This window comes from Clostridium gelidum (assembly GCF_019977655.1).
In the GTDB taxonomy this organism is placed as follows: domain Bacteria; phylum Bacillota; class Clostridia; order Clostridiales; family Clostridiaceae; genus Clostridium; species Clostridium gelidum.
The window spans coordinates 437,646-457,210 of record NZ_AP024849.1; the positions used below are offsets into that span (position 1 = coordinate 437,646).

Sequence of the window (19,565 nt, forward strand, 5' to 3'; positions counted from 1 at the left end):
AAACTGATTTTAAAGTAAATTTACTTAATTATATTTTTAGTCTAATTAAAAATATAAGGAGCATTATTTGGTAAAGTTTGAATTATAGGCATCTGGTAGACAGAGAATACCTAGCAAAATTTACGATTTCATGCTCCTTATTTATAAATTAACTTAATTATTTTAATTTAAAGAATTTTAATTGATCATCCATTTCATTTGTTGAAATGGATAAGTTTTGTGCTGAGACTGCAATTTCATCTGATGCTAAATGTATTTCTTGTGATGAGGCTGCAATTTCTTCTGATGTTGCAGCAACTTCCTGTGATATTGCCGAAATATTTTCTATTCTTGCTAATATATTTTCTTTTTTAATATTTATAGTACCAAATTTGCTTGCTGCATCTCTTATCTTAGGTATCACAATATTTATGCCTTCAGATATATTGTTAAATGTTTTTATAGTTTTATTAACCACTTCATTTTGTTTATTTATGTCTTCAGTAATTAAAGATGTCTTATCATTAATTTCATTAGTGCTAATCAATATATTCTGTGATATATTATATATATTTTGTGAAGAATCTTTACTCATTTCTGCAAGTTTTCTTATTTCATCAGCAACTACTGCAAAACCTTTTCCAAACTCACCAGCTCTTGCCGCTTCAATAGCCGCATTTAGAGCTAAAAGATTAGTTTGTTCTGAAATGCTACTTATTAAATCAGTCATTTCATTTACTTTTTTTATATCATTAATCATCTTATATAAAGATACACTGAAGCTTTTAAAATTATTATTTAAATTTTCTATAACTTCTGTTAAATATTTCAATTCTCCATTACTATCTAAAGATCTTACGCCTATTTCGCTAGATAAATCATTTATAATTACAATATTATCATTAACCATCTTAATATCACTACTAAACTCATTTAATTGGGTTGATATTTGAACTAAATCTGTAGCTTGACTAGTTGTCCCTTGAGCGACTTGATCTATTGCAGCTACTATATTGTTTGTTGATGCTGACATTTCTTCTGAAATGGCTGCAAGTGTTGTAGCTTGAGCATCTATTTTTTTTGAATTGCCTTTAACATTTTTCAATACACTATTAATCTTCTGCATCATATTCTTGAGAGCTCTGCTCATTGTTCCTATTTCTGTAGCATCGTCTAAATGCTTTTGGTCTATCTCATGTGTGAAATCACCATGTTCCATTTCTCCAATTATATTATCTACAGCTTTTACAGGTCTAGATATCTTCAATGAAACTTTAAAAATAGTAATACTAATTACGATTATAGATATACTAGCTGTTATTATTAGTAATATATTCATAAGATTCAACCCACTAAGTAGTTCTTCTTCTTTAGCTATCAGTCCAATAGACCATCCTAAATCGCCTACTTGAGCATATCCTATATATGAGTTACCAGTACTATTTTCCCATTTTTCAACAGCATTACTGCCTTTAATCATCTTTGAAGAGATTTCACCTAGTTTTTTTTCATCTTCATTTTTACTAGATTTAATAAGATTATATTCCCCATTTATCTTCGTTTCGTCTTTACTTGCAATAAAAGTACCTGAACTATCTATTAAGAATGCTTCTCCAGTTTTTAGAAGCTTTATTGCATTTGTAATGTTGGATAAATCATTACCTTCTCTAAGTGCTACAATAGTTCCTATAGTTTTATTTCCAACTTTTATTGGCGATGATAAAGCTACTATGAGTTTATTATCTATTCTACTTATAAATGGTTTAGATATATACGCTTTGCCTTTCATAGCTTCAATAAAATAATCTCTATCTTTAATATCAACTACTGATCCATCAAGAAAGTGAATTAATCCATCTTCATAAACGATACCCATATTATTATTTTTTTGAACTGCGCCATTTTCCTTAAGTATTTTAAATTTTTCATCTAAAGATATATTTTCATCGTGCATAAGTGGAATACTAGCTATTATTCCAACACCAGTAAGTTTTTCATTTAAAACATTATAGACTTCTTCTCCTCCAAGTCTACTCGTTTCAGTCAATAATTCTCGTCCTGTATTAATCATCGCATTTCTTGCAAAATACATTGCACTAGAGGCCAATAACATACAGACTATTACACTCGTAGGAATTAATATACTAATCATCATTTTCATAATAGAACTTCTATTTTTCTTTATCATTTATATTCCCCCCAAGTTTATATTTAAGAAAACATTTTCATAATGTATATATTGTACATTTTAAATCCTTAGTTGTCAAATTTAGTATATAAAAACAGTTTTTGTGTTTTTTTGGGATTTTAACTATTTTTTCTTAATTATTAATTTTTTATTGTATAGTGCAATTAAACATATATATGCAAAAATAATTTTTTTACATTTTTCGACCTCGGCTCATAAAATATCAAGTGAAACTTGATCTAAATTGAATCTAATTTTCAGTTAAACCCTAGCTATAAGATGACTTTATTAGATAATATTAGAAAATTATCAACATTAATTTTAATAATTAGAATTGTCGAAGCATAATACTACAAGTATTGACAATTTAGTGTAAACAAGTAAAATATAATCAACAAACTAAATATCAGAAAATTCAGAAGACTATGCTTTTGATTGCTCATTTCCTATATATCTACAGTCTTAACCGGTAAAATAGATAAACTCATCATAAATTTTACAAACAGCAACTAAATAATTGAAGCGGTGATTTAAAATATCAGACTTATTACAAGAAATAGTTGAGTAAGAGGAGACTCAAAAGGATAAATATCTTATATTTTCAATTAATATTATAAGTAATTTGTGAGGAGGATGAATATGAAAATACATTCATTGAAATTTAAATTGCTAGGATTTATTTTTTTTATAATAATTCTACTTGTTGGCGTTATTATAATTGATAATGTAATAGAATTTAATAGCTATCTAAGCACAAATGTTAACAGAGACGTTACAAATGCAAATGAAATACTTAAAGATAAAATTGAGGAACTAAAAAATGATTCTATGAATATGGCAACTCAATTGTCACTTAATCCTATAGTAACAAAAGCGGTTGAAACAAAGGACACTGAAAAAATTTTAAATGATTTAAAGCCAATAGTAGAAGATTCAGGAATAGAATTTATAACAATAACTGATGAAGCCGGTACTGTACTTGCAAGAACCCATGAACCAGAGAAAAAGGGAGATAGTGTTCTAAATCAAGAAAATGTAAAAGTTGCTCTTGAAGGAAAAGCAAACTCTAAGGTAGAAGAAGGAACTCAAGTTAAGTTAGCAGCTAGATCAGGGGTTCCAGTTAAGAATGATAAAGGCAAAATTATTGGCGTCATATCAACTGGATATAGGCTTGATTCTAATGAGATAGTTGATTATATAAAGACAAAACTCAATTGTGATGCTACTATTTTTTTAGGTGATACAAGGCTTGCAACAACTATAATAAAAGATGGTAACAGAGCTGTCGGAACTAAACTTGATTCTAGGATTGCAGGAATTGTACTTGCAAATAATAAATATTCTGGTGAAGCAGATATTATTGGGTCGAAATATATTACAACATATACTCCTATTATAGGAGCAACTGATAAAGTAATCGGAATAATATTTACAGGAAAAAGTCAGATTGAAACAAATAATTTTAAGAGTGGTTTTATTGCTAATACTATTATAATTGCCCTAATTGTTTTATCAATATTTTCCGTAATTATATATATTTATATTGATTACAAAATTTCAAAACCATTAATACGTGCAGTTGAACACTTTAAATCTGTAGCAGAAGGTGATTTTAGAAAACCTATTTTAGAAAAAAATCTTAGGCGCAAAGATGAAATAGGAGATCTTGCTAGAGGAATAGCTTTTATGAAAGATGATTTAACTATTTTAATAAAAAAAATATTGGATAATTCACAAGAACTTACTGCAAGTAGCGAAGAACTTTCTGCGACAGTAGAGGAGTTTTCATCAATGGAACAAAATATTGACAGTTCAATTAAAAATATAAATTCTGGAATTCACGACACTGGTGCAGTTTCAGAGGAAATATCTGCTTCAATAAAAGAGGTTGATAGCAGTGTTAATATATTAACTGGGAAAGCCATTGAAGGCAGTAATAATGCACATTTAGCAAAAGAAAGAACTGATGATATGCAAAATAAAGCTAAATTATCTCTTGATGAAATAGAATGCTTATTTGTAGAGAAAGAACAAAATATAGTAAAAGCAATTAATGATGGAAAAATAGTAGATAATATTAAGGTAATGGCTGATACTATTGCAAGCATAGCAGAACAAACTAATCTTTTAGCACTTAATGCATCTATTGAAGCTGCAAGAGCTGGAGAACATGGAAAAGGTTTTTCGGTTGTTGCTGATGAAGTTAGGAAACTTGCAGAAAAATCTACAGAATCTGTAGGATCTATAAAAGATACAATAATAAAGGTAGAAAGTGCATTTCAAAATCTTTCTAATAATAGTAATGATGTATTATTGTTTATACAAAAAAAAGTAACCCCTAAATTTGATGAAATAGTGGAGATAGGAAAGGAAAATCATAAAGATGCAGAATTTGTAAGTAAAATGTCAGAAGAGATAGCTGCTATGTCAGAAGAAATTGCAGCTACAATGGATGAGGTAAGTAAAGCTGTTCAAAATATGGCGGTTACAGCACAAACATCATCAGAGGGAACAGAAGAAATTGTAAATAATATTAATGAAACAACTAAAGGAATAGAAGAGATTGCATTAACAGCTAAAAGCCAAGCACTACTTGCAGAAAGACTAAATGAAATGGTTCAAAGATTTAAATTTTAAATATAATTTATAGGAGGGATAATTTTATGTCTGAGCTTTTAAAACGAAATACTCAAATTTTAAGTAATAATTTGCATTGGAGCATCTATTCAGCAAAACATAGTTCCCTTAATAAAAATAATGATGAATCTATAGAACTTTATGGTAATAAATCATATATTACTTCAGAAATTATTCTGCTTTTTATGAATTCAAATTGGGATGATAATTTAGCTACAGGAATTAGTAATATTGATAGCCAAAATAAAGAAATATTTCTCCAAATTAATAACTTATTATTTAATCTTAAACAAGAAAAAAGTAAAATTAAACTTATTAAAGAACTAGATTGTCTTGAAAAATATGTGATTAAGCATTTTAACGAAGAGGAAGCTATTCAAAAACAAAATGAGTATCCTAAATACAATTTACAACATGATCAGCATGAAGTATTTAAAAATGATCTTAAAAAATTAAGAAATATCTTGGAAAGTAAAGAATTATCGGCATCGATTATTGTAGATATATATGAAAAAATTTTCAAAGTTTATAGAAAGCATATAATAAATTTAGACAAGGACTTAGGTATGTTTTTACTGGCAAAGTTTAGAGGATAATAAACGCTATATTTTAAAATGTTAAGATATATGAATAGTTTGTTTATTAATTTAAATTTCAAGTTTGCAGCAAAATATCATAATAGGTTCACTCTACACAAGATATTATTGCATCTATAAATGAAGTTTCACAGGCAACAAATGATGTAGTTAATTTAACAGAAGAAGTTGTAAATCAAACAAATAAAACAAAAAAATGTGCAGATAAACTTTTAGATGTAGTATCAATATTTAAAATTTAAAATATCCATTTTAAAAGATTGTTTATATTTAGAAAAATCAAGGGGGGAGTTTACATAGCATATATGGGTGTGATTGTTAAAGGAATGTAGACAGATATGTTTCAAGTAAATATTTATTTTGATGGGTGAATATATTAGATTAAAATACTTATTTTTCCGAATCAAGTTTAATTAGTTAACAATTTGAATAATTATTGGGATTTTTAGAGATAATATTTGTCCCAACTAATCATTAAGGTGTTGTAAATTTTAAGTTAGAGTATTATTATATGAGTATGAAATAAATTTTAATTATATTAAAGATTACTACGTGTAAAGCTAAAGAGTTTTTTATTAAAATAATTAAAATATAGAGGATGTGATTAGACTTTGATGATTAATACTCACAAAGCTATGGGCGAGAATATTATAAAATATGCTAATTCAAAGAGCATTTATTTAATTAATAATAAAAGATTTGTATGGGGGAACATCAAACCAGACTGCACACCTAAATATAAATTTAAGAAACATTATTTTGATGAAAGTATAGATATGATAGTTGAAAAAATTACACATTTATCTTCATTAACGCTAGAAGATGTTTATTATGATATGACTGTTGGAAAGTTTAGTGAGGAACTTGGAGTAATATGTCACTTTTTATGTGATTTTTTTTGTGCCCCACATTATTATAGATGGGAATTCAAAAGTACTAGTGCAGTAAAACATCATATGCTATATGAAAATAAATTAGCTAAAATAGCTAAGGATTTTAAGCCAACAGGTATAATATATACCCATATAGAACCAAGTAATATAAAAGAGTTTATATTACAATTACAAAAACAATATGACGGAATATTAGATTATCATAATGATTTAACATTTTCATATTATGTTTGTGACAGTGTATTAAATATGGTTCTAAATAATGTGTTTTTAAATGATAGTAAAGTAAGTAAAGCAATTTAATTGATTACCACATATAAGAAAAAATACATCTAAATAATCAAAAATTATTTAGATGTATTTTTTTAATTATTTTTAAGATAGTCTATTTTTATATTGTTTTAAGAGAATAATAAATTTGATTTTCATGAAATACTTTTATTAACACTAACATAATAATATATAAGTGTGGTAAAATTATAAAGCATAACAATTATTAATGGAATAAAGTTTTGAAGATTCTATGTAATTTAGATTATTAAATATAGATTGTTAAAAAATAGACTAAATATTAAAATATTGAGGTAGGAGAAAATATATATGGATAAGAATAAAAATATATCTATGGCAGTTATAAAAAGATTGCCTAAATATTATAGATATCTTGAGGAACTTATGAAACATGAAGTAGATAGAATTTCATCAAAAGAATTAGGTGAGAAAATAGGGTTTACGGCATCTCAGATTCGACAAGATCTAAATTGTTTTGGGGATTTTGGACAACAAGGATACGGATATAATGTGAAAGAACTTTATAACCAAATTGGCTCTATATTAGGATTAGGTAGGGGATACGAAGCGGCATTAGTTGGAGCAGGTAATATAGGTCAAGCGGTTTCAAATTATTCAAGATTTGAAAATATGGGTTTTAAAATAACAGCTATATTTGATGCAAATCCTAAATTAATAGGAATGAAAATTAGAGATGTAGAAATTATGGATATAGATGAAATGGCATCTGTTTTAAATTCACATAAAATTGATATAGGAATAATATGTGTTCCAAGAAAAAATGCACAAAATGTTGCTGATGGATTAATAAAGGGTGGTATAAGAGCAATCTGGAATTTTGCACCTGTAGACTTAGTAGTTCCTGAGCCTGTTAAGGTAGAAAATGTACATTTAAGTGAAAGTTTGCTAACTTTAATTTATTTATTAAATGAAAGTGATAGTTAAAAATTTAATTATTATTATTATTATTTAAGCATATAGAAAGAAAATAACAAGTGAGAGATGCAATGTATATTTCACTTGTTTTCTCATTTTGTATGCCTAATATATTGCTGATTTTCTACATGAATGAAAATAATCAAAAAGAATGCAATAGCTAAAAAACTTCTAAATAAAACATAATATTTTATTGCAAATAAATTAAGTACGTATTATAATTTTAATTAGGGTTTTATAACCTAAATATTTTTTTGGATTCATTTGTTATAATATTAACAAATGGATTAAAAAATTATTAGAAATAGTAAGAAAATTAAAAAAATAAATAAGCAAGTTTGAAGGAGGACCTTAACATGGAATTAAAAAATGTGATTCTTGAAAAAGAAGGACATTTAGCTATTGTTACAATCAATAGACCAAAGGCACTAAATGCATTAAATTCAGAAACATTAAAAGATTTGGATACTGTTTTAGAAGATTTAGAAAAAGACAGCAATGTATATGCAGTTATATTAACTGGTGCTGGGGAAAAATCTTTTGTAGCCGGAGCAGATATTGCAGAAATGAAAGATCTTAACGAAGAACAAGGTAAAGAATTTGGAATCTTAGGAAACAATGTTTTCAGAAGATTAGAAAAATTGGATAAGCCAGTTATTGCAGCTATATCAGGATTTGCTCTTGGTGGTGGATGTGAACTTGCTATGTCATGTGACATAAGAATAGCTTCAGAAAAAGCTAAATTTGGTCAACCAGAAGCAAGTCTTGGAATAACTCCTGGATTTGGTGGAACTCAAAGATTAGCTAGAATTGTAGGACCTGGAAAAGCTAAAGAATTAATATATACTTGTGACATTATTAAAGCTGAAGAAGCTTACAGAATAGGTTTAGTAAATAAAATAGTTCCATTAGAAAGTTTAATGGATGAAGCAAAAGCAATGGCAAATAAGATTGCAGCTAATGCTCCAAAGGCAGTGGCATATTGTAAAGATGCTATTGATAGAGGAATGCAAGTTGATATCGATGCAGCTATATTAATAGAAGCAGAAGATTTTGGTAAATGTTTTGCAACAGAAGATCAAACAGAAGGAATGACTGCGTTCTTAGAAAGAAGAACAGAAAAGAATTTCCAAAATAAATAATTTTAAATAACAAATAATATTTAAAGATTAAGTTAAAAATCTATTAGAGATTTATATATAGTTTGGTATCAAATAGGTTTAATTAACAAGGAGGATAATTTAATGAATTTCGAATTAACTAGAGAACAACAATTAGTACAACAAATGATCAGAGAATTCGCAGTAAACGAAGTTAAACCAATAGCTGCTGAAATTGATGAAACAGAAAGATTCCCTATGGAAAACGTTGAAAAGATGGCTAAATTAGGAGTAATGGGTATCCCATTCGGTAAAGAATTTGGTGGAGCAGGCGGAGATGTTCTTTCTTACATAATAGCTGTAGAAGAATTATCAAAAGTTTGTGCTACTACAGGAGTTATACTTTCAGCTCATACATCATTATGTGCGTCAGTAATTTTTGAAAATGGTACTCCAGCTCAAAGAGCACAATATTTACCTGATCTTTGCAAAGGTAAGAAACTTGGTGCTTTCGGTTTAACTGAACCAGGTGCTGGTACAGATGCTGCAGGACAACAAACAACAGCTGTATTAGATGGAGATAACTATATATTAAATGGTTCAAAAATCTTTATAACAAATGGTGGAGTTGCTGAAACTTTCATAATATTTGCTATGACAGATAAGAGCCAAGGAACTAAAGGTATTTCTGCATTTATCGTAGAAAAATCATTCAAAGGATTCTCAGTAGGAAAACATGAAAACAAGATGGGTATTAGAGCATCTTCAACTACTGAATTAGTTATGGAAGATTGTATAGTACCAAAAGAAAACTTAATTGGTAGAGAAAGTAAGGGATTTGGTATAGCAATGAAGACTCTTGATGGAGGAAGAATTGGTATAGCTGCTCAAGCTTTAGGTATTGCAGAAGGAGCTTTCGAGGAAGCAGTTGCATACATGAAAGAAAGAAAACAATTCGGAAAACCACTTTCAGCATTCCAAGGATTACAATGGTACATTGCTGAAATGGATGTTAAGATTGAAGCTGCTAAGTATCTAGTATACAAAGCTGCATGCAAGAAACAAGCTGGTGAGCCATACTCACTTGAAGCTGCTCGTGCTAAATTATTTGCAGCAGATGTTGCAATGGAAGTTACAACTAAGGCAGTACAAATCTTTGGTGGATATGGTTACACTAAAGAATACCCAGTTGAAAGAATGATGAGAGATGCTAAGATAACAGAAATCTATGAAGGAACTTCAGAAGTTCAAAAGATGGTTATCGCAGGAAGCATTTTAAGATAGGAGGAATTTTATAATGAATATAGTAGTTTGTATAAAACAAGTTCCAGATACTGCAGCAGTAAAGATTGATCCTAAAACTGGTACGTTAATAAGAGATGGAGTTCCATCAATAATGAATCCAGAGGACAAACATGCTTTAGAAGGTGCATTACAATTAAAAGAAACTAATGGTGCTAAGGTAACAGTTATAACAATGGGACTTCCAATGGCTAAAGCTGTACTTAGAGAAGCATTATGTATGGGAGCTGATGAAGCTATCCTATTAACAGATAGATGTATGGGAGGAGCTGATACGTTAGCTACTTCAAAGTCACTTGCAGGAGTTATTAAAAAGTTAGATTATGATATAGTACTTGCTGGAAGACAAGCAATTGATGGAGACACAGCGCAAGTTGGACCAGAAATAGCTGAACATTTAAACATTCCTCAAGTAACTTACGTTCAAGACATTAAAGTTGAAGGTAATACATTAATAGTAAAGAGAGCATTAGAAGATGGATATCAAGTGGTAGAAGTTAAAACTCCATGTCTATTAACTGCAATCGAAGAATTAAATGAAGCTAGATACATGAATATAGCTGATATATTCGCAACGAATGATGATCAAATCAAGGTTATGTCAGCAGATGATATAGATGTAGATAAGAATGAATTAGGACTTAAAGGTTCACCTACAAAGGTTAAAAAGTCAATGACTAAAGAAGTTAAAGGTGCCGGAGAAATAGTTAGAGAATCACCTAAAAATGCAGCATATTATGTTGTAGGAAAATTAAAAGAAAAACACTACATCTAAGATAATAGGAGGGTAATTTAATATGAATATAGAAGATTACAAAGGCGTTTGGGTCTTTGCTGAACAAAGAGAAGGCGAGTTACAAAAAGTATCTTTAGAACTACTTGGAGAAGGTAGAAGAATTGCTGATGAATTAGGAGTAAAGTTAACTGCTTTATTACTAGGAAATAACATAGATGCATTAGCAAAGACATTAGCGCAGCACGGTGCTGATGAAGTTTTAGTTGCTGATGACAAAGATTTAGAGCACTATACAACTGGCGCTTATACTAAGGTTATCTGTGATTTAGCTAACGAAAGAAAGCCAGGAATATTATTCGTAGGAGCTACTTTTATTGGAAGAGATTTAGGTCCAAGAGTAGCAGCTAGATTATCAACTGGATTAACTGCTGACTGTACTTCAATTGAAGTTGAAGTTGAAGGCGGAGCTCTTTTAGCTACAAGACCAGCATTTGGTGGAAACTTAATGGCTACAATTGCTTGTCCAGATCATAGACCACAAATGGCTACAGTAAGACCAGGAGTATTTGCAAAAATTACTACTGACGCAGCAAACTGCAAAATTGAAAAGGTTGAAGTTAAATTAGCTGAAAGCGATATAATGACTAAGGTTTTAGAAATTGTTAAATCTAAGAAAGAAATTATAGATATAGCTGAAGCAGATTTCATAGTATCAGGTGGTAGAGGAGTTGGAAGCAAAGAAAACTTTGAACTACTTAAGGAATTAGCAAAAGCTTTAGACGGAACTGTAGCTGGATCAAGAGCAGCAGTTGAAAATGGATGGATTGATGGAGCATATCAAGTTGGTCAAACTGGTAAAACTGTTAGACCTCAAATTTATATAGCTTGTGGTATTTCGGGAGCTATCCAACACGTTGCTGGTATGCAAGAATCAGATTTAATCATTGCTGTTAATAAAGATGACTCAGCTCCAATAATGAAGCTTGCAGATTATGCAATAGTTGGAGACATCGCTAAGGTAGTACCAGAATTAACAGCTCAAGTTAAAGAAATAAAGAACGCTGAATAATATGACAAGAAAAGCTATTATTCAAAAATATAAAATATTAATTTGAATTAATTCTTAGTTAAAGCATATTAAAGATTAACAAGTCATTATGCTGCTAGTCTATTTTATGTCATGCTACGTCAGTATGTCCATCTAATAGCCTTATACTATGAAATGAATATTGCTTTCTCATTTGACACAAGATATATATAGTAGCTTTGACTTGGTATTTATTATGGATGAAATAAATTATTTCAACTATGTCAGTATGTTCATCTAATAGCCTTATACTATAAGGTGAACATACTTTTTTGTTTGATACAAAATATACATAATAGCTTTGAGTTATTATGTATAAAATAAATTATTTTAACTAAGTATATCTATAATCAAAAATTTTGAGGAGGAATAATTAATGAAAAAGATTTTTGTACTTGGAGCAGGAACTATGGGTGCTGGTATTGTTCAAGCATTCGCTCAAAAGGGTTGCGAAGTAATAGTAAGAGATATAAAAGATGAATTTGTTGATAGAGGAATAGCTGGAATTACTAAAGGATTAGAAAAGCAAGTTGCTAAAGGAAGAATGACTGAAGAAGTTAAAGTAGAAATACTTTCAAGAATTTCAGGAACAACTGACATGAAGCTTGCTGCTGACTGCGATTTAGTAGTTGAAGCTGCTATAGAAAACATGAAAATAAAGAAAGAAATATTTGCTGAATTAGATGGAATTTGTAAGGCTGAAACAATTTTAGCTTCAAACACTTCATCTTTATCAATTACTGAAGTTGCTTCAGCAACAAAGAGACCAGATAAAGTTATAGGAATGCATTTCTTTAATCCAGCTCCAGTAATGAAGCTAGTTGAAATAATTAAAGGTATAGCTACATCTGATGAAACTTTTGATGCTGTTAAAGCATTATCTGTTGAAATAGGAAAGGAACCTGTTGAAGTTAAAGAAGCTCCAGGATTCGTAGTTAACAGAATTCTTATTCCAATGATTAATGAAGCATCTTTTATATTACAAGAAGGAATTGCTTCAGTTGAAGATATAGATAATGCAATGAAATACGGTGCTAATCACCCAATGGGACCTTTAGCATTAGGAGATCTTATAGGATTAGATGTTTGTTTAGCTATCATGGATGTTTTATTTAGTGAAACAGGAGATAGCAAGTACAGAGCTAGTAGCATATTAAGAAAATATGTTAGAGCTGGATGGCTTGGAAGAAAATCAGGAAAAGGATTCTACGATTATTCTAAATAGTAAAGTAGAATTAATAGTATAGAGAAAAAGGCTTCAGAATAATAATTCTGGAGTCTTTTTCATTGATGATTATAATCTAAATGATATAATATATTAAAGGAGAATAATTTTTAGGCAAGGATGGTATATAAATGTTAAAAGAAACAGCTGAAAAATATTGGAATGAAGAATATGACTTAAATTGTGCAGAATGTATAATGTATGCAGCAAATGAAGAATATAATTTGAATTTATCGGAGCGAACACTAAAAGTTATGGCTGGTTTTGGTGGCGGAATGGCAACTGGTGATGTTTGTGGCGTAGTAACTGGATCTATTGGAGTAATTGGGATAATGTTTACTGAAGTAAGTGGACATAAAAGTCCTATAGTTAAAGAAATGACAAGAGAATTTATTGAAAGATTTAAGGAAAAGCTAGGATATATTAAATGCATTGATTTAAAGAAAGAATATATAAATGTAAAAAGGTGTACACTAATGATAGAAATTAGTGCTGAAATTTTAGAAGATATTATTCTTAAAGAGAAGCATAAATAGATATATATATTTAGAAGAATGCAGAGTAATTTCAGGATTAATGTTCAATTGTACATTATCAATTGAAAAGTATGATAAACATATTTAGGAGGTTTGAGGATAGAATGGATTATAAAACAGTAAAGTCTTGTGATGACTATGTAATAATAGAAGAAGTTAAGAATTTTAAGTTGAAACATATATTTGAGTGTGGACAAATCTTTAGATTTGAGGAAATTGCAGAAAGTAATTATATTATTATTGCTTTTGGAAAGGTAATAGAACTTAAGGAACAGGACAATAATATCTTAATATATAATTCAACAGAAGAAGAAGTGAAAAAAATCTGGTTAAAATATTTTGATTTAGATAGAGATTATTCAAAAATAAAAGATGAATTATCAAAAGATACTTTGCTTAGACAAAGTATTGAGTTTGGATATGGCATAAGAGTTTTAAATCAAGACTCATTTGAAATGTTACTAAGTTTTATTATTTCTGCAAGAAATAATATTCCATCAATAAAAAAAACTGTAAACAAAATATCAATTAAATGGGGCAAAAAAATTGAATATAAAGATAAGACTTATTATACTTTTCCATGTATATCTGACATAAAAGATGCTACCCTAGAAGAAATACAAGAAACAGGAGCTTCATTTAGAAGTAAATACTTAATTGATACAATTAAAAATGCATATAGTTCTAAAATGGAAAAAGGGAATTCAAATATAGATGAAGAAAATTCATCTATGAAATACGATTTAGATTATATAAAAAGTTTAAATGATGATGAATGTCATAATGCGCTACAAGAATTTAAGGGTGTTGGAGCTAAGGTTGCTGATTGCATAATGTTATTTTCTATGGAAAAGACTTCAGCATTTCCAGTAGATGTATGGGTTAAACGAGCTATGATTCATTTTTATGGAGCAGAGGATTCATCTTTAAATAAAATCAGAATTTTTGCAAGAAGTAAATTCGGTGAAGTAGCTGGATTTGCACAACAATATCTTTTTTATTATGCACGGGAAAATAAAATAAAAATTGAAGAGTAAAGATTGAAAAATATTAAAACTAAGTAGATACAAATTAAAATAAAAATTGGAAAATTCAGAAAATTTAAACTACATAATACTTGTTATATTTTTAACAATAATATGTTATAATTATCTCATGCTAAAAAATAATATAAAATTATTCATGGGAGAGTGTGCATAATGTTTCAATTTGATAATCAACTTTTAAAACTAAAACATGAGGTTCTTACTAGAGTTGCAGTATTAGCAAAGGAAAATAAAATCAGCAAAGAAGAAATAGAGAAAATTCCTTATGATATGATTACAGGAGAAATTGCAAATTATAGAGATACTGTTGAACACGAAAGAGATGTAGTTTTAGAAAGAGCAAAACTTGCGGCCGGTTGTATGCCAAGTGGTAAGAATGCACAAGAACTAGTGGATATAGATGAAGAAAAGCAAATATTATATGTTATAAAAACAGCATGTGATAGATGTCCAACAAAGAAATTTCAAGTTACTGATGCGTGTAGAAATTGTATAGCTCATAAGTGTGAAAGTTCATGTAATTTTGGAGCGATTACATATGTTGATGGAAGAGCTTATATTGATCTTGATAAATGTAAGGAATGCGGAATGTGTAATAAGGCATGCCCTTACAATGCTATTGCAGAAGATATGAGACCTTGTAAGAAATCATGTCCAACAGGGGCATTAAGCTATAACGTAGAAGATTTCAGTGCTGAAATTCAAGAAAATAAGTGTGTAAATTGTGGTGCTTGTATGTCAGCGTGTCCATTTGGAGCTATAGAAGATAAAAGTTCAATCGTCAAGGTTGTTAATAGATTAACACAAAACGGCAATATCTATGCTGTAGTAGCACCAGCGATAACTGGAGAATTTGGACCAAAGACAACTTATGGACAAGTTAAGAATGCAATTAAAGCATTAGGATTTACAGATATGTTAGAAGCAGCATGCGGAGCAGATGCTGTTACTGTACATGAAAGTAATGAATTTGTAGAGAGAATGGAAAAGGGCGATAGCTATATGACTAATTCATGTTGCCCAGGATTCTTAAGTTATATTGAAAAAATCATGCCAGATCAAGCTGAAAGAATTTCAGGAACTGTTTCGCCAATGGTAGCTACAGGTAGATATATAAAAGCTAAAGATAAGGATGCTAAAGTAGTATTCATAGGACCTTGTACTGCTAAGAAAAATGAAGTGTTAATAGATTCTATAAAAGATTCAGTTGATTATGTATTAACTTTTGAAGAATTAATAGCCTTATTTGATGCGTTTGAAATAGATCCTACAACATGTGAAGATATAGTAGTTGATGAGGCTTCAATCTTTGGTAGAAATTTTGCTTTAGGTGGAGGATTAACTGCTGCTATAGAAAACTACGTACAAGAAAAAGGTGTTGATGTAGACTTTAAGCCAGTTAAAATTTCGGGTGGAGCAGAGATCAAGAAGACTATGACTATGGCTAAGGTTGGTAAATTAGATGGAAATTTTATTGAAGGTATGATGTGTGAAGGTGGTTGTATAAATGGAGCTGCTAAGATTGTATCAGTAATGAAAGCTAAAGCACCATTTACAAAAATAAATCAACAAGGAACAATTAAGAGTGTATTATCTAATAAAACAATAGAAGAATATCATGATATAAACTTAGAAAGATAATATTTAGGACTTAAAAAATAACAAGTCAAGATGCTAGTTTATTTTGCCTCTTTGACGGGTTGTTGTCTTTTTATATAACTAAAGAAGTAAAACTCCAATCAGTATGATTTACTTGATTGGAGTTTTTAATTAAAAAATATTTATAATCACGATAAAATGGAGAAAATTTAAGCAAATGCGATATAATTTAACATAATGAGTAATATTCGCTGAAAAAAGGGATATAATATTAGAAGTAATGTTTGAATTATATGACTATAAGGGATATTATAATTATATTAGCACTCAACATTGACGAGTGCTAACAAAAAAATAAAAATAAGGTATATATTATAAGGAGGGTTTTTCATGAACATTAAACCACTTGGTGAAAGAGTAGTAATTAAAAAATTAGAGGCAGAGGAAAAGACAAAAAGCGGGATAGTCTTAACTGGTACTGCAAAGGAAAGACCACAAGAAGCAGAAGTTGTAGCAGTAGGCCCTGGAGCTATTGTAGATGGGAAAAGAGTAGATATGGAAGTTAAGGTTGGAGATAAGGTTTTATACTCTAAGTATGCTGGTACAGAAGTAAAAGTAGATACAGAAGAATATACGATATTAAAACAAGAAGACATACTAGCGATAGTTGAATAAATAATTTGAAATTTAAGTTGAAAATTCAAAGATAATCAGAAAATAAAATAAATTATTATAAGGAGCGTGTTATATAAATGGCTAAGATGTTAAAATTCGGAGAAGATGCAAGAAGATCTATGCAAATAGGTGTAGATAAATTAGCAGATACAGTTAAGATTACTTTAGGACCTAAAGGTAGAAATGTTGTATTAGATAAAAAATTTGGTTCACCATTAATAACAAATGATGGAGTTTCAATTGCAAGAGAGATAGAGTTAGAGGATCCATTTGAAAATATGGGAGCTCAATTAGTTAAAGAAGTTGCAACAAAAACTAATGATGTGGCTGGAGATGGAACTACAACTGCAACACTACTAGCACAAGCTATAATTAGAGAAGGATTAAAGAATGTTACAGCTGGAGCTAATCCGATCTTAATTAGAACAGGTATTAAAATGGCTGTAGATAAAGCTGTAGAAGAAATTCAAAAGATTTCTAAGCAAGTAGAAGGTAAAGAAGATATAGCTAGAGTTGCAGCAATTTCAGCTTCTGATGAAGAAGTTGGTAAGTTGATAGCAGATGCTATGGAGAAGGTTGGAAATGAAGGTGTTATTACTATAGAAGAATCTAAATCAATGGGAACAGAATTAGATGTAGTTGAAGGAATGCAATTTGATAGAGGATATGTATCGCCTTATATGGCTACAGATACTGAAAAAATGGAAGCTAATTTAGATAATCCATATATATTAATAACAGACAAGAAGATTACAAGTATTCAAGAAATTTTACCTATACTTGAGCAAATAGTTCAAGCAGGCAAGAAATTATTAATTATTGCTGAAGACATCGAAGGTGAAGCAATGGCAACACTCGTAGTTAATAAACTAAGAGGAACATTTACGTGTGTAGCTGTAAAGGCTCCAGGGTTTGGCGATAGAAGAAAAGAAATGTTACAAGATATAGCTATATTAACTGGTGGAACTGTTATAGCTGAAGAATTAGGAAGAGATTTAAAAGAAGTTACTGTTGATATGTTAGGTACAGCTGATAGTATTAAAGTAAGTAAAGAAAATACAGTTATAGTTAATGGTAAAGGTGATTCTACTTCTATAAAAGAAAGAATTAACCAAATAAAAGCTCAAATTGAAGAAACAACTTCAGAATTTGATACAGAAAAGTTACAAGAAAGATTAGCTAAATTAGCTGGTGGAGTTGCAGTAATCAAAGTTGGTGCAGCAACTGAAACTGAACTTAAAGAAAAGAAACTTAGAATTGAAGATGCTTTAGCTGCAACAAAAGCTGCTGTTGAAGAAGGAATAGTAGCTGGTGGTGGAACTGCTTATATCAATGTAATGAATGAAGTTGCTAAGTTAACTTCAGATGTTCCTGATACACAAGTTGGTATAAATATAATAGTTAAAGCATTAGAAGAACCAGTAAGACAAATAGCAACTAATGCAGGAGTTGAAGCATCAGTAATAATCGAAAAAGTTAAAAGTAGCGAACCAGGAATAGGATATGATGCATTACATGGAACATATATAAACATGTTAAAGGGCGGAATAGTAGATCCAACTAAGGTCACTAGATCAGCACTTCAAAATGCAGCATCAGTAGCCTCAACATTTTTAACAACAGAAGTTGCAGTAGTTGATATTCCATCAAAAGAACAAGCAATGCCAGGTGGGGCAGGCATGGGAATGGATGGAATGTACTAAGATAATTTATAAATAAAGAAATATTCTAATAATTAAAAGGGTAAGCATTTACTATAAGTGCTTACCCTTATTCTATTTTCAAATATAGATATTCTAATATTAAGCTATATAGGATATCTATATAATATTAGTATAAATATCATTGAGATAATATCTCTAATCAAAAATTACTAGAAATTATGTTAATAGTGTGTATAAGAAATCATGGAATAGACATAATTTAGATAATAAAAAAGATGTGAGGTGGATTATTAATGAAAAATTATTATAATATTAAGATTATAAAAGTGATAATTAAAAAAGAAAAAATTAGAAACGCTTGTAGAAAAGTAATTCTTAATAAACGTAGAAAGAGTAAGGGATTTACTTTAATTGAAATAATAGCAGTAATAGCAATTATAGGAATTTTGTCAGCTGCAATTTTACCTAATGTAAATGGATATATAAAAGAAGCTAAAAAGGTTAAGGTTGTGGATCAATGTAGAAAAGTTGTAATGGCAGCTGAATCATATAAATTAAAAAACAATTTGTTAGAAGAAGTTAAAACAGTCTCATACATGAAAGCTACAGCTGGATTGAGTAAGTATTTAGATAAAAATAGCTTGAAGAACTTACCGGAGGATACTACGTTAAGTGAATGTCGTGCTATTGTTAATGGTGGAGAATTTGATATAGAAGGGGATAATGACATGCTAAAAACGGAAACAATAACGAATACAACTTCATTATCTCAGAAAAATGAATGAAAGATATGTATGATGTAAGCATAGATAACAATACTGAAATTGCAATTTTAATTTCAAATTTATTGACTTTACATTATACATACATTATAATAGTTTTAATTCAAAACATAGCACATTTAAAAACTCGTATATACCTTGAATATGGCAAGGAGTATCTAGCGGAAGCCGTAAATTTCCGACTATGAGTGATATTGGTATAGGCTAAATATAGATTTTTATTAGCATATTAACATCACTTAGAAGGTTAATGTGCTTTTTTTATACATAAAAATAGATTAAAATATGCAACT

16 protein-coding genes and 1 riboswitch are annotated in these 19,565 nt (G+C 29.4%); of the genes, 15 read left to right on the plus strand and 1 reads right to left on the minus strand.

The features are described from left to right. Positions 1-157 precede the first annotated feature (157 nt). Positions 158-2,167: a methyl-accepting chemotaxis protein gene (locus tag psyc5s11_RS02005; protein WP_224035997.1), complete on the minus strand. Its 2,010-nt coding sequence runs from the start codon at positions 2,165-2,167 to the stop codon at positions 158-160. A 639-nt stretch (positions 2,168-2,806) separates the two neighbouring features. On the opposite strand from psyc5s11_RS02005, the gene psyc5s11_RS02010 reads away from it, so the two are divergent. From psyc5s11_RS02010 to psyc5s11_RS02080, 15 genes are all read left to right on the plus strand, one after another. Beyond that, positions 2,807-4,804 (plus strand): methyl-accepting chemotaxis protein, encoded by a 1,998-nt coding sequence (locus tag psyc5s11_RS02010; protein WP_224035998.1) that lies wholly within the window; start codon positions 2,807-2,809, stop codon positions 4,802-4,804. Between the two features lie 26 nt (positions 4,805-4,830). Then, complete coding sequence (locus psyc5s11_RS02015; RefSeq protein ID WP_224035999.1) at positions 4,831-5,400, plus strand: bacteriohemerythrin; 570 nt, start codon at positions 4,831-4,833, stop codon at positions 5,398-5,400. Positions 5,401-6,014: 614 nt separating this feature from the next. Next, positions 6,015-6,596 (plus strand): zinc dependent phospholipase C family protein, encoded by a 582-nt coding sequence (locus tag psyc5s11_RS02020; protein WP_224038113.1) that lies wholly within the window; start codon positions 6,015-6,017, stop codon positions 6,594-6,596. A 297-nt stretch (positions 6,597-6,893) separates the two neighbouring features. After that, a complete protein-coding gene (locus psyc5s11_RS02025) occupies positions 6,894-7,529 on the plus strand; it encodes a redox-sensing transcriptional repressor Rex (protein ID WP_224036000.1) in 636 nt (211 codons plus the stop codon). A 347-nt stretch (positions 7,530-7,876) separates the two neighbouring features. After that, positions 7,877-8,662: a short-chain-enoyl-CoA hydratase gene (locus psyc5s11_RS02030; RefSeq protein ID WP_224036001.1), complete on the plus strand. Its 786-nt coding sequence runs from the start codon at positions 7,877-7,879 to the stop codon at positions 8,660-8,662. Positions 8,663-8,764: 102 nt separating this feature from the next. Then, positions 8,765-9,904 (plus strand): acyl-CoA dehydrogenase, encoded by a 1,140-nt coding sequence (locus tag psyc5s11_RS02035; RefSeq protein WP_224036002.1) that lies wholly within the window; start codon positions 8,765-8,767, stop codon positions 9,902-9,904. A 13-nt stretch (positions 9,905-9,917) separates the two neighbouring features. Next, positions 9,918-10,697 carry an electron transfer flavoprotein subunit beta/FixA family protein gene (locus tag psyc5s11_RS02040; protein ID WP_224036003.1) on the plus strand — a complete coding sequence of 260 codons (780 nt, stop codon included), beginning with the start codon at positions 9,918-9,920 and terminating at the stop codon, positions 10,695-10,697. A 22-nt stretch (positions 10,698-10,719) separates the two neighbouring features. After that, on the plus strand, positions 10,720-11,727 hold the full coding sequence (locus tag psyc5s11_RS02045) for an electron transfer flavoprotein subunit alpha/FixB family protein (RefSeq protein WP_224036004.1): 1,008 nt from the start codon (positions 10,720-10,722) through the stop codon (positions 11,725-11,727). Positions 11,728-12,121: 394 nt separating this feature from the next. Then, a complete protein-coding gene (locus psyc5s11_RS02050; protein WP_224036005.1) occupies positions 12,122-12,970 on the plus strand; it encodes a 3-hydroxybutyryl-CoA dehydrogenase in 849 nt (282 codons plus the stop codon). A gap of 131 nt (positions 12,971-13,101) precedes the next feature. Continuing rightward, a complete protein-coding gene (locus psyc5s11_RS02055) occupies positions 13,102-13,506 on the plus strand; it encodes a C-GCAxxG-C-C family (seleno)protein (RefSeq protein ID WP_224036006.1) in 405 nt (134 codons plus the stop codon). A gap of 104 nt (positions 13,507-13,610) precedes the next feature. After that, the gene (locus psyc5s11_RS02060; RefSeq protein ID WP_224036007.1) at positions 13,611-14,543 is read left to right on the plus strand and encodes a DNA-3-methyladenine glycosylase family protein; all 933 of its coding nucleotides are present in this window, start codon (positions 13,611-13,613) and stop codon (positions 14,541-14,543) included. A gap of 162 nt (positions 14,544-14,705) precedes the next feature. Continuing rightward, positions 14,706-16,193, plus strand: a complete 1,488-nt coding sequence (locus tag psyc5s11_RS02065) for a 4Fe-4S dicluster domain-containing protein (protein ID WP_224036008.1) — start codon at positions 14,706-14,708, stop codon at positions 16,191-16,193. A gap of 348 nt (positions 16,194-16,541) precedes the next feature. Then, entirely contained in the window at positions 16,542-16,826 is a 285-nt protein-coding gene (gene groES, locus psyc5s11_RS02070; RefSeq protein ID WP_224036009.1) for a co-chaperone GroES, read from the plus strand. A 77-nt stretch (positions 16,827-16,903) separates the two neighbouring features. Beyond that, positions 16,904-18,529, plus strand: coding sequence for a chaperonin GroEL (groL, locus tag psyc5s11_RS02075; protein ID WP_224036010.1), 1,626 nt, complete (start codon positions 16,904-16,906; stop codon positions 18,527-18,529). Between the two features lie 254 nt (positions 18,530-18,783). Further along, positions 18,784-19,275 carry a prepilin-type N-terminal cleavage/methylation domain-containing protein gene (locus tag psyc5s11_RS02080; protein ID WP_224036011.1) on the plus strand — a complete coding sequence of 164 codons (492 nt, stop codon included), beginning with the start codon at positions 18,784-18,786 and terminating at the stop codon, positions 19,273-19,275. A 104-nt stretch (positions 19,276-19,379) separates the two neighbouring features. Then, positions 19,380-19,477: riboswitch (purine riboswitch) on the plus strand. Positions 19,478-19,565: the final 88 nt, after the last annotated feature.

What these genes read in the sequence shown, in the direction of transcription:
- psyc5s11_RS02005 (WP_224035997.1), bottom strand. Translation starts at nt 2,167, where the DNA reads ATGATAAAGAAAAATAGAAGTTCTATTATGAAAATGATGATTAGTATA.
- psyc5s11_RS02010 (WP_224035998.1), top strand. Translation starts at nt 2,807, where the DNA reads ATGAAAATACATTCATTGAAATTTAAATTGCTAGGATTTATTTTTTTT.
- psyc5s11_RS02015 (WP_224035999.1), top strand. Translation starts at nt 4,831, where the DNA reads ATGTCTGAGCTTTTAAAACGAAATACTCAAATTTTAAGTAATAATTTG.
- psyc5s11_RS02020 (WP_224038113.1), top strand. Translation starts at nt 6,015, where the DNA reads ATGATTAATACTCACAAAGCTATGGGCGAGAATATTATAAAATATGCT.
- psyc5s11_RS02025 (WP_224036000.1), top strand. Translation starts at nt 6,894, where the DNA reads ATGGATAAGAATAAAAATATATCTATGGCAGTTATAAAAAGATTGCCT.
- psyc5s11_RS02030 (WP_224036001.1), top strand. Translation starts at nt 7,877, where the DNA reads ATGGAATTAAAAAATGTGATTCTTGAAAAAGAAGGACATTTAGCTATT.
- psyc5s11_RS02035 (WP_224036002.1), top strand. Translation starts at nt 8,765, where the DNA reads ATGAATTTCGAATTAACTAGAGAACAACAATTAGTACAACAAATGATC.
- psyc5s11_RS02040 (WP_224036003.1), top strand. Translation starts at nt 9,918, where the DNA reads ATGAATATAGTAGTTTGTATAAAACAAGTTCCAGATACTGCAGCAGTA.
- psyc5s11_RS02045 (WP_224036004.1), top strand. Translation starts at nt 10,720, where the DNA reads ATGAATATAGAAGATTACAAAGGCGTTTGGGTCTTTGCTGAACAAAGA.
- psyc5s11_RS02050 (WP_224036005.1), top strand. Translation starts at nt 12,122, where the DNA reads ATGAAAAAGATTTTTGTACTTGGAGCAGGAACTATGGGTGCTGGTATT.
- psyc5s11_RS02055 (WP_224036006.1), top strand. Translation starts at nt 13,102, where the DNA reads ATGTTAAAAGAAACAGCTGAAAAATATTGGAATGAAGAATATGACTTA.
- psyc5s11_RS02060 (WP_224036007.1), top strand. Translation starts at nt 13,611, where the DNA reads ATGGATTATAAAACAGTAAAGTCTTGTGATGACTATGTAATAATAGAA.
- psyc5s11_RS02065 (WP_224036008.1), top strand. Translation starts at nt 14,706, where the DNA reads ATGTTTCAATTTGATAATCAACTTTTAAAACTAAAACATGAGGTTCTT.
- groES (WP_224036009.1), top strand. Translation starts at nt 16,542, where the DNA reads ATGAACATTAAACCACTTGGTGAAAGAGTAGTAATTAAAAAATTAGAG.
- groL (WP_224036010.1), top strand. Translation starts at nt 16,904, where the DNA reads ATGGCTAAGATGTTAAAATTCGGAGAAGATGCAAGAAGATCTATGCAA.
- psyc5s11_RS02080 (WP_224036011.1), top strand. Translation starts at nt 18,784, where the DNA reads ATGAAAAATTATTATAATATTAAGATTATAAAAGTGATAATTAAAAAA.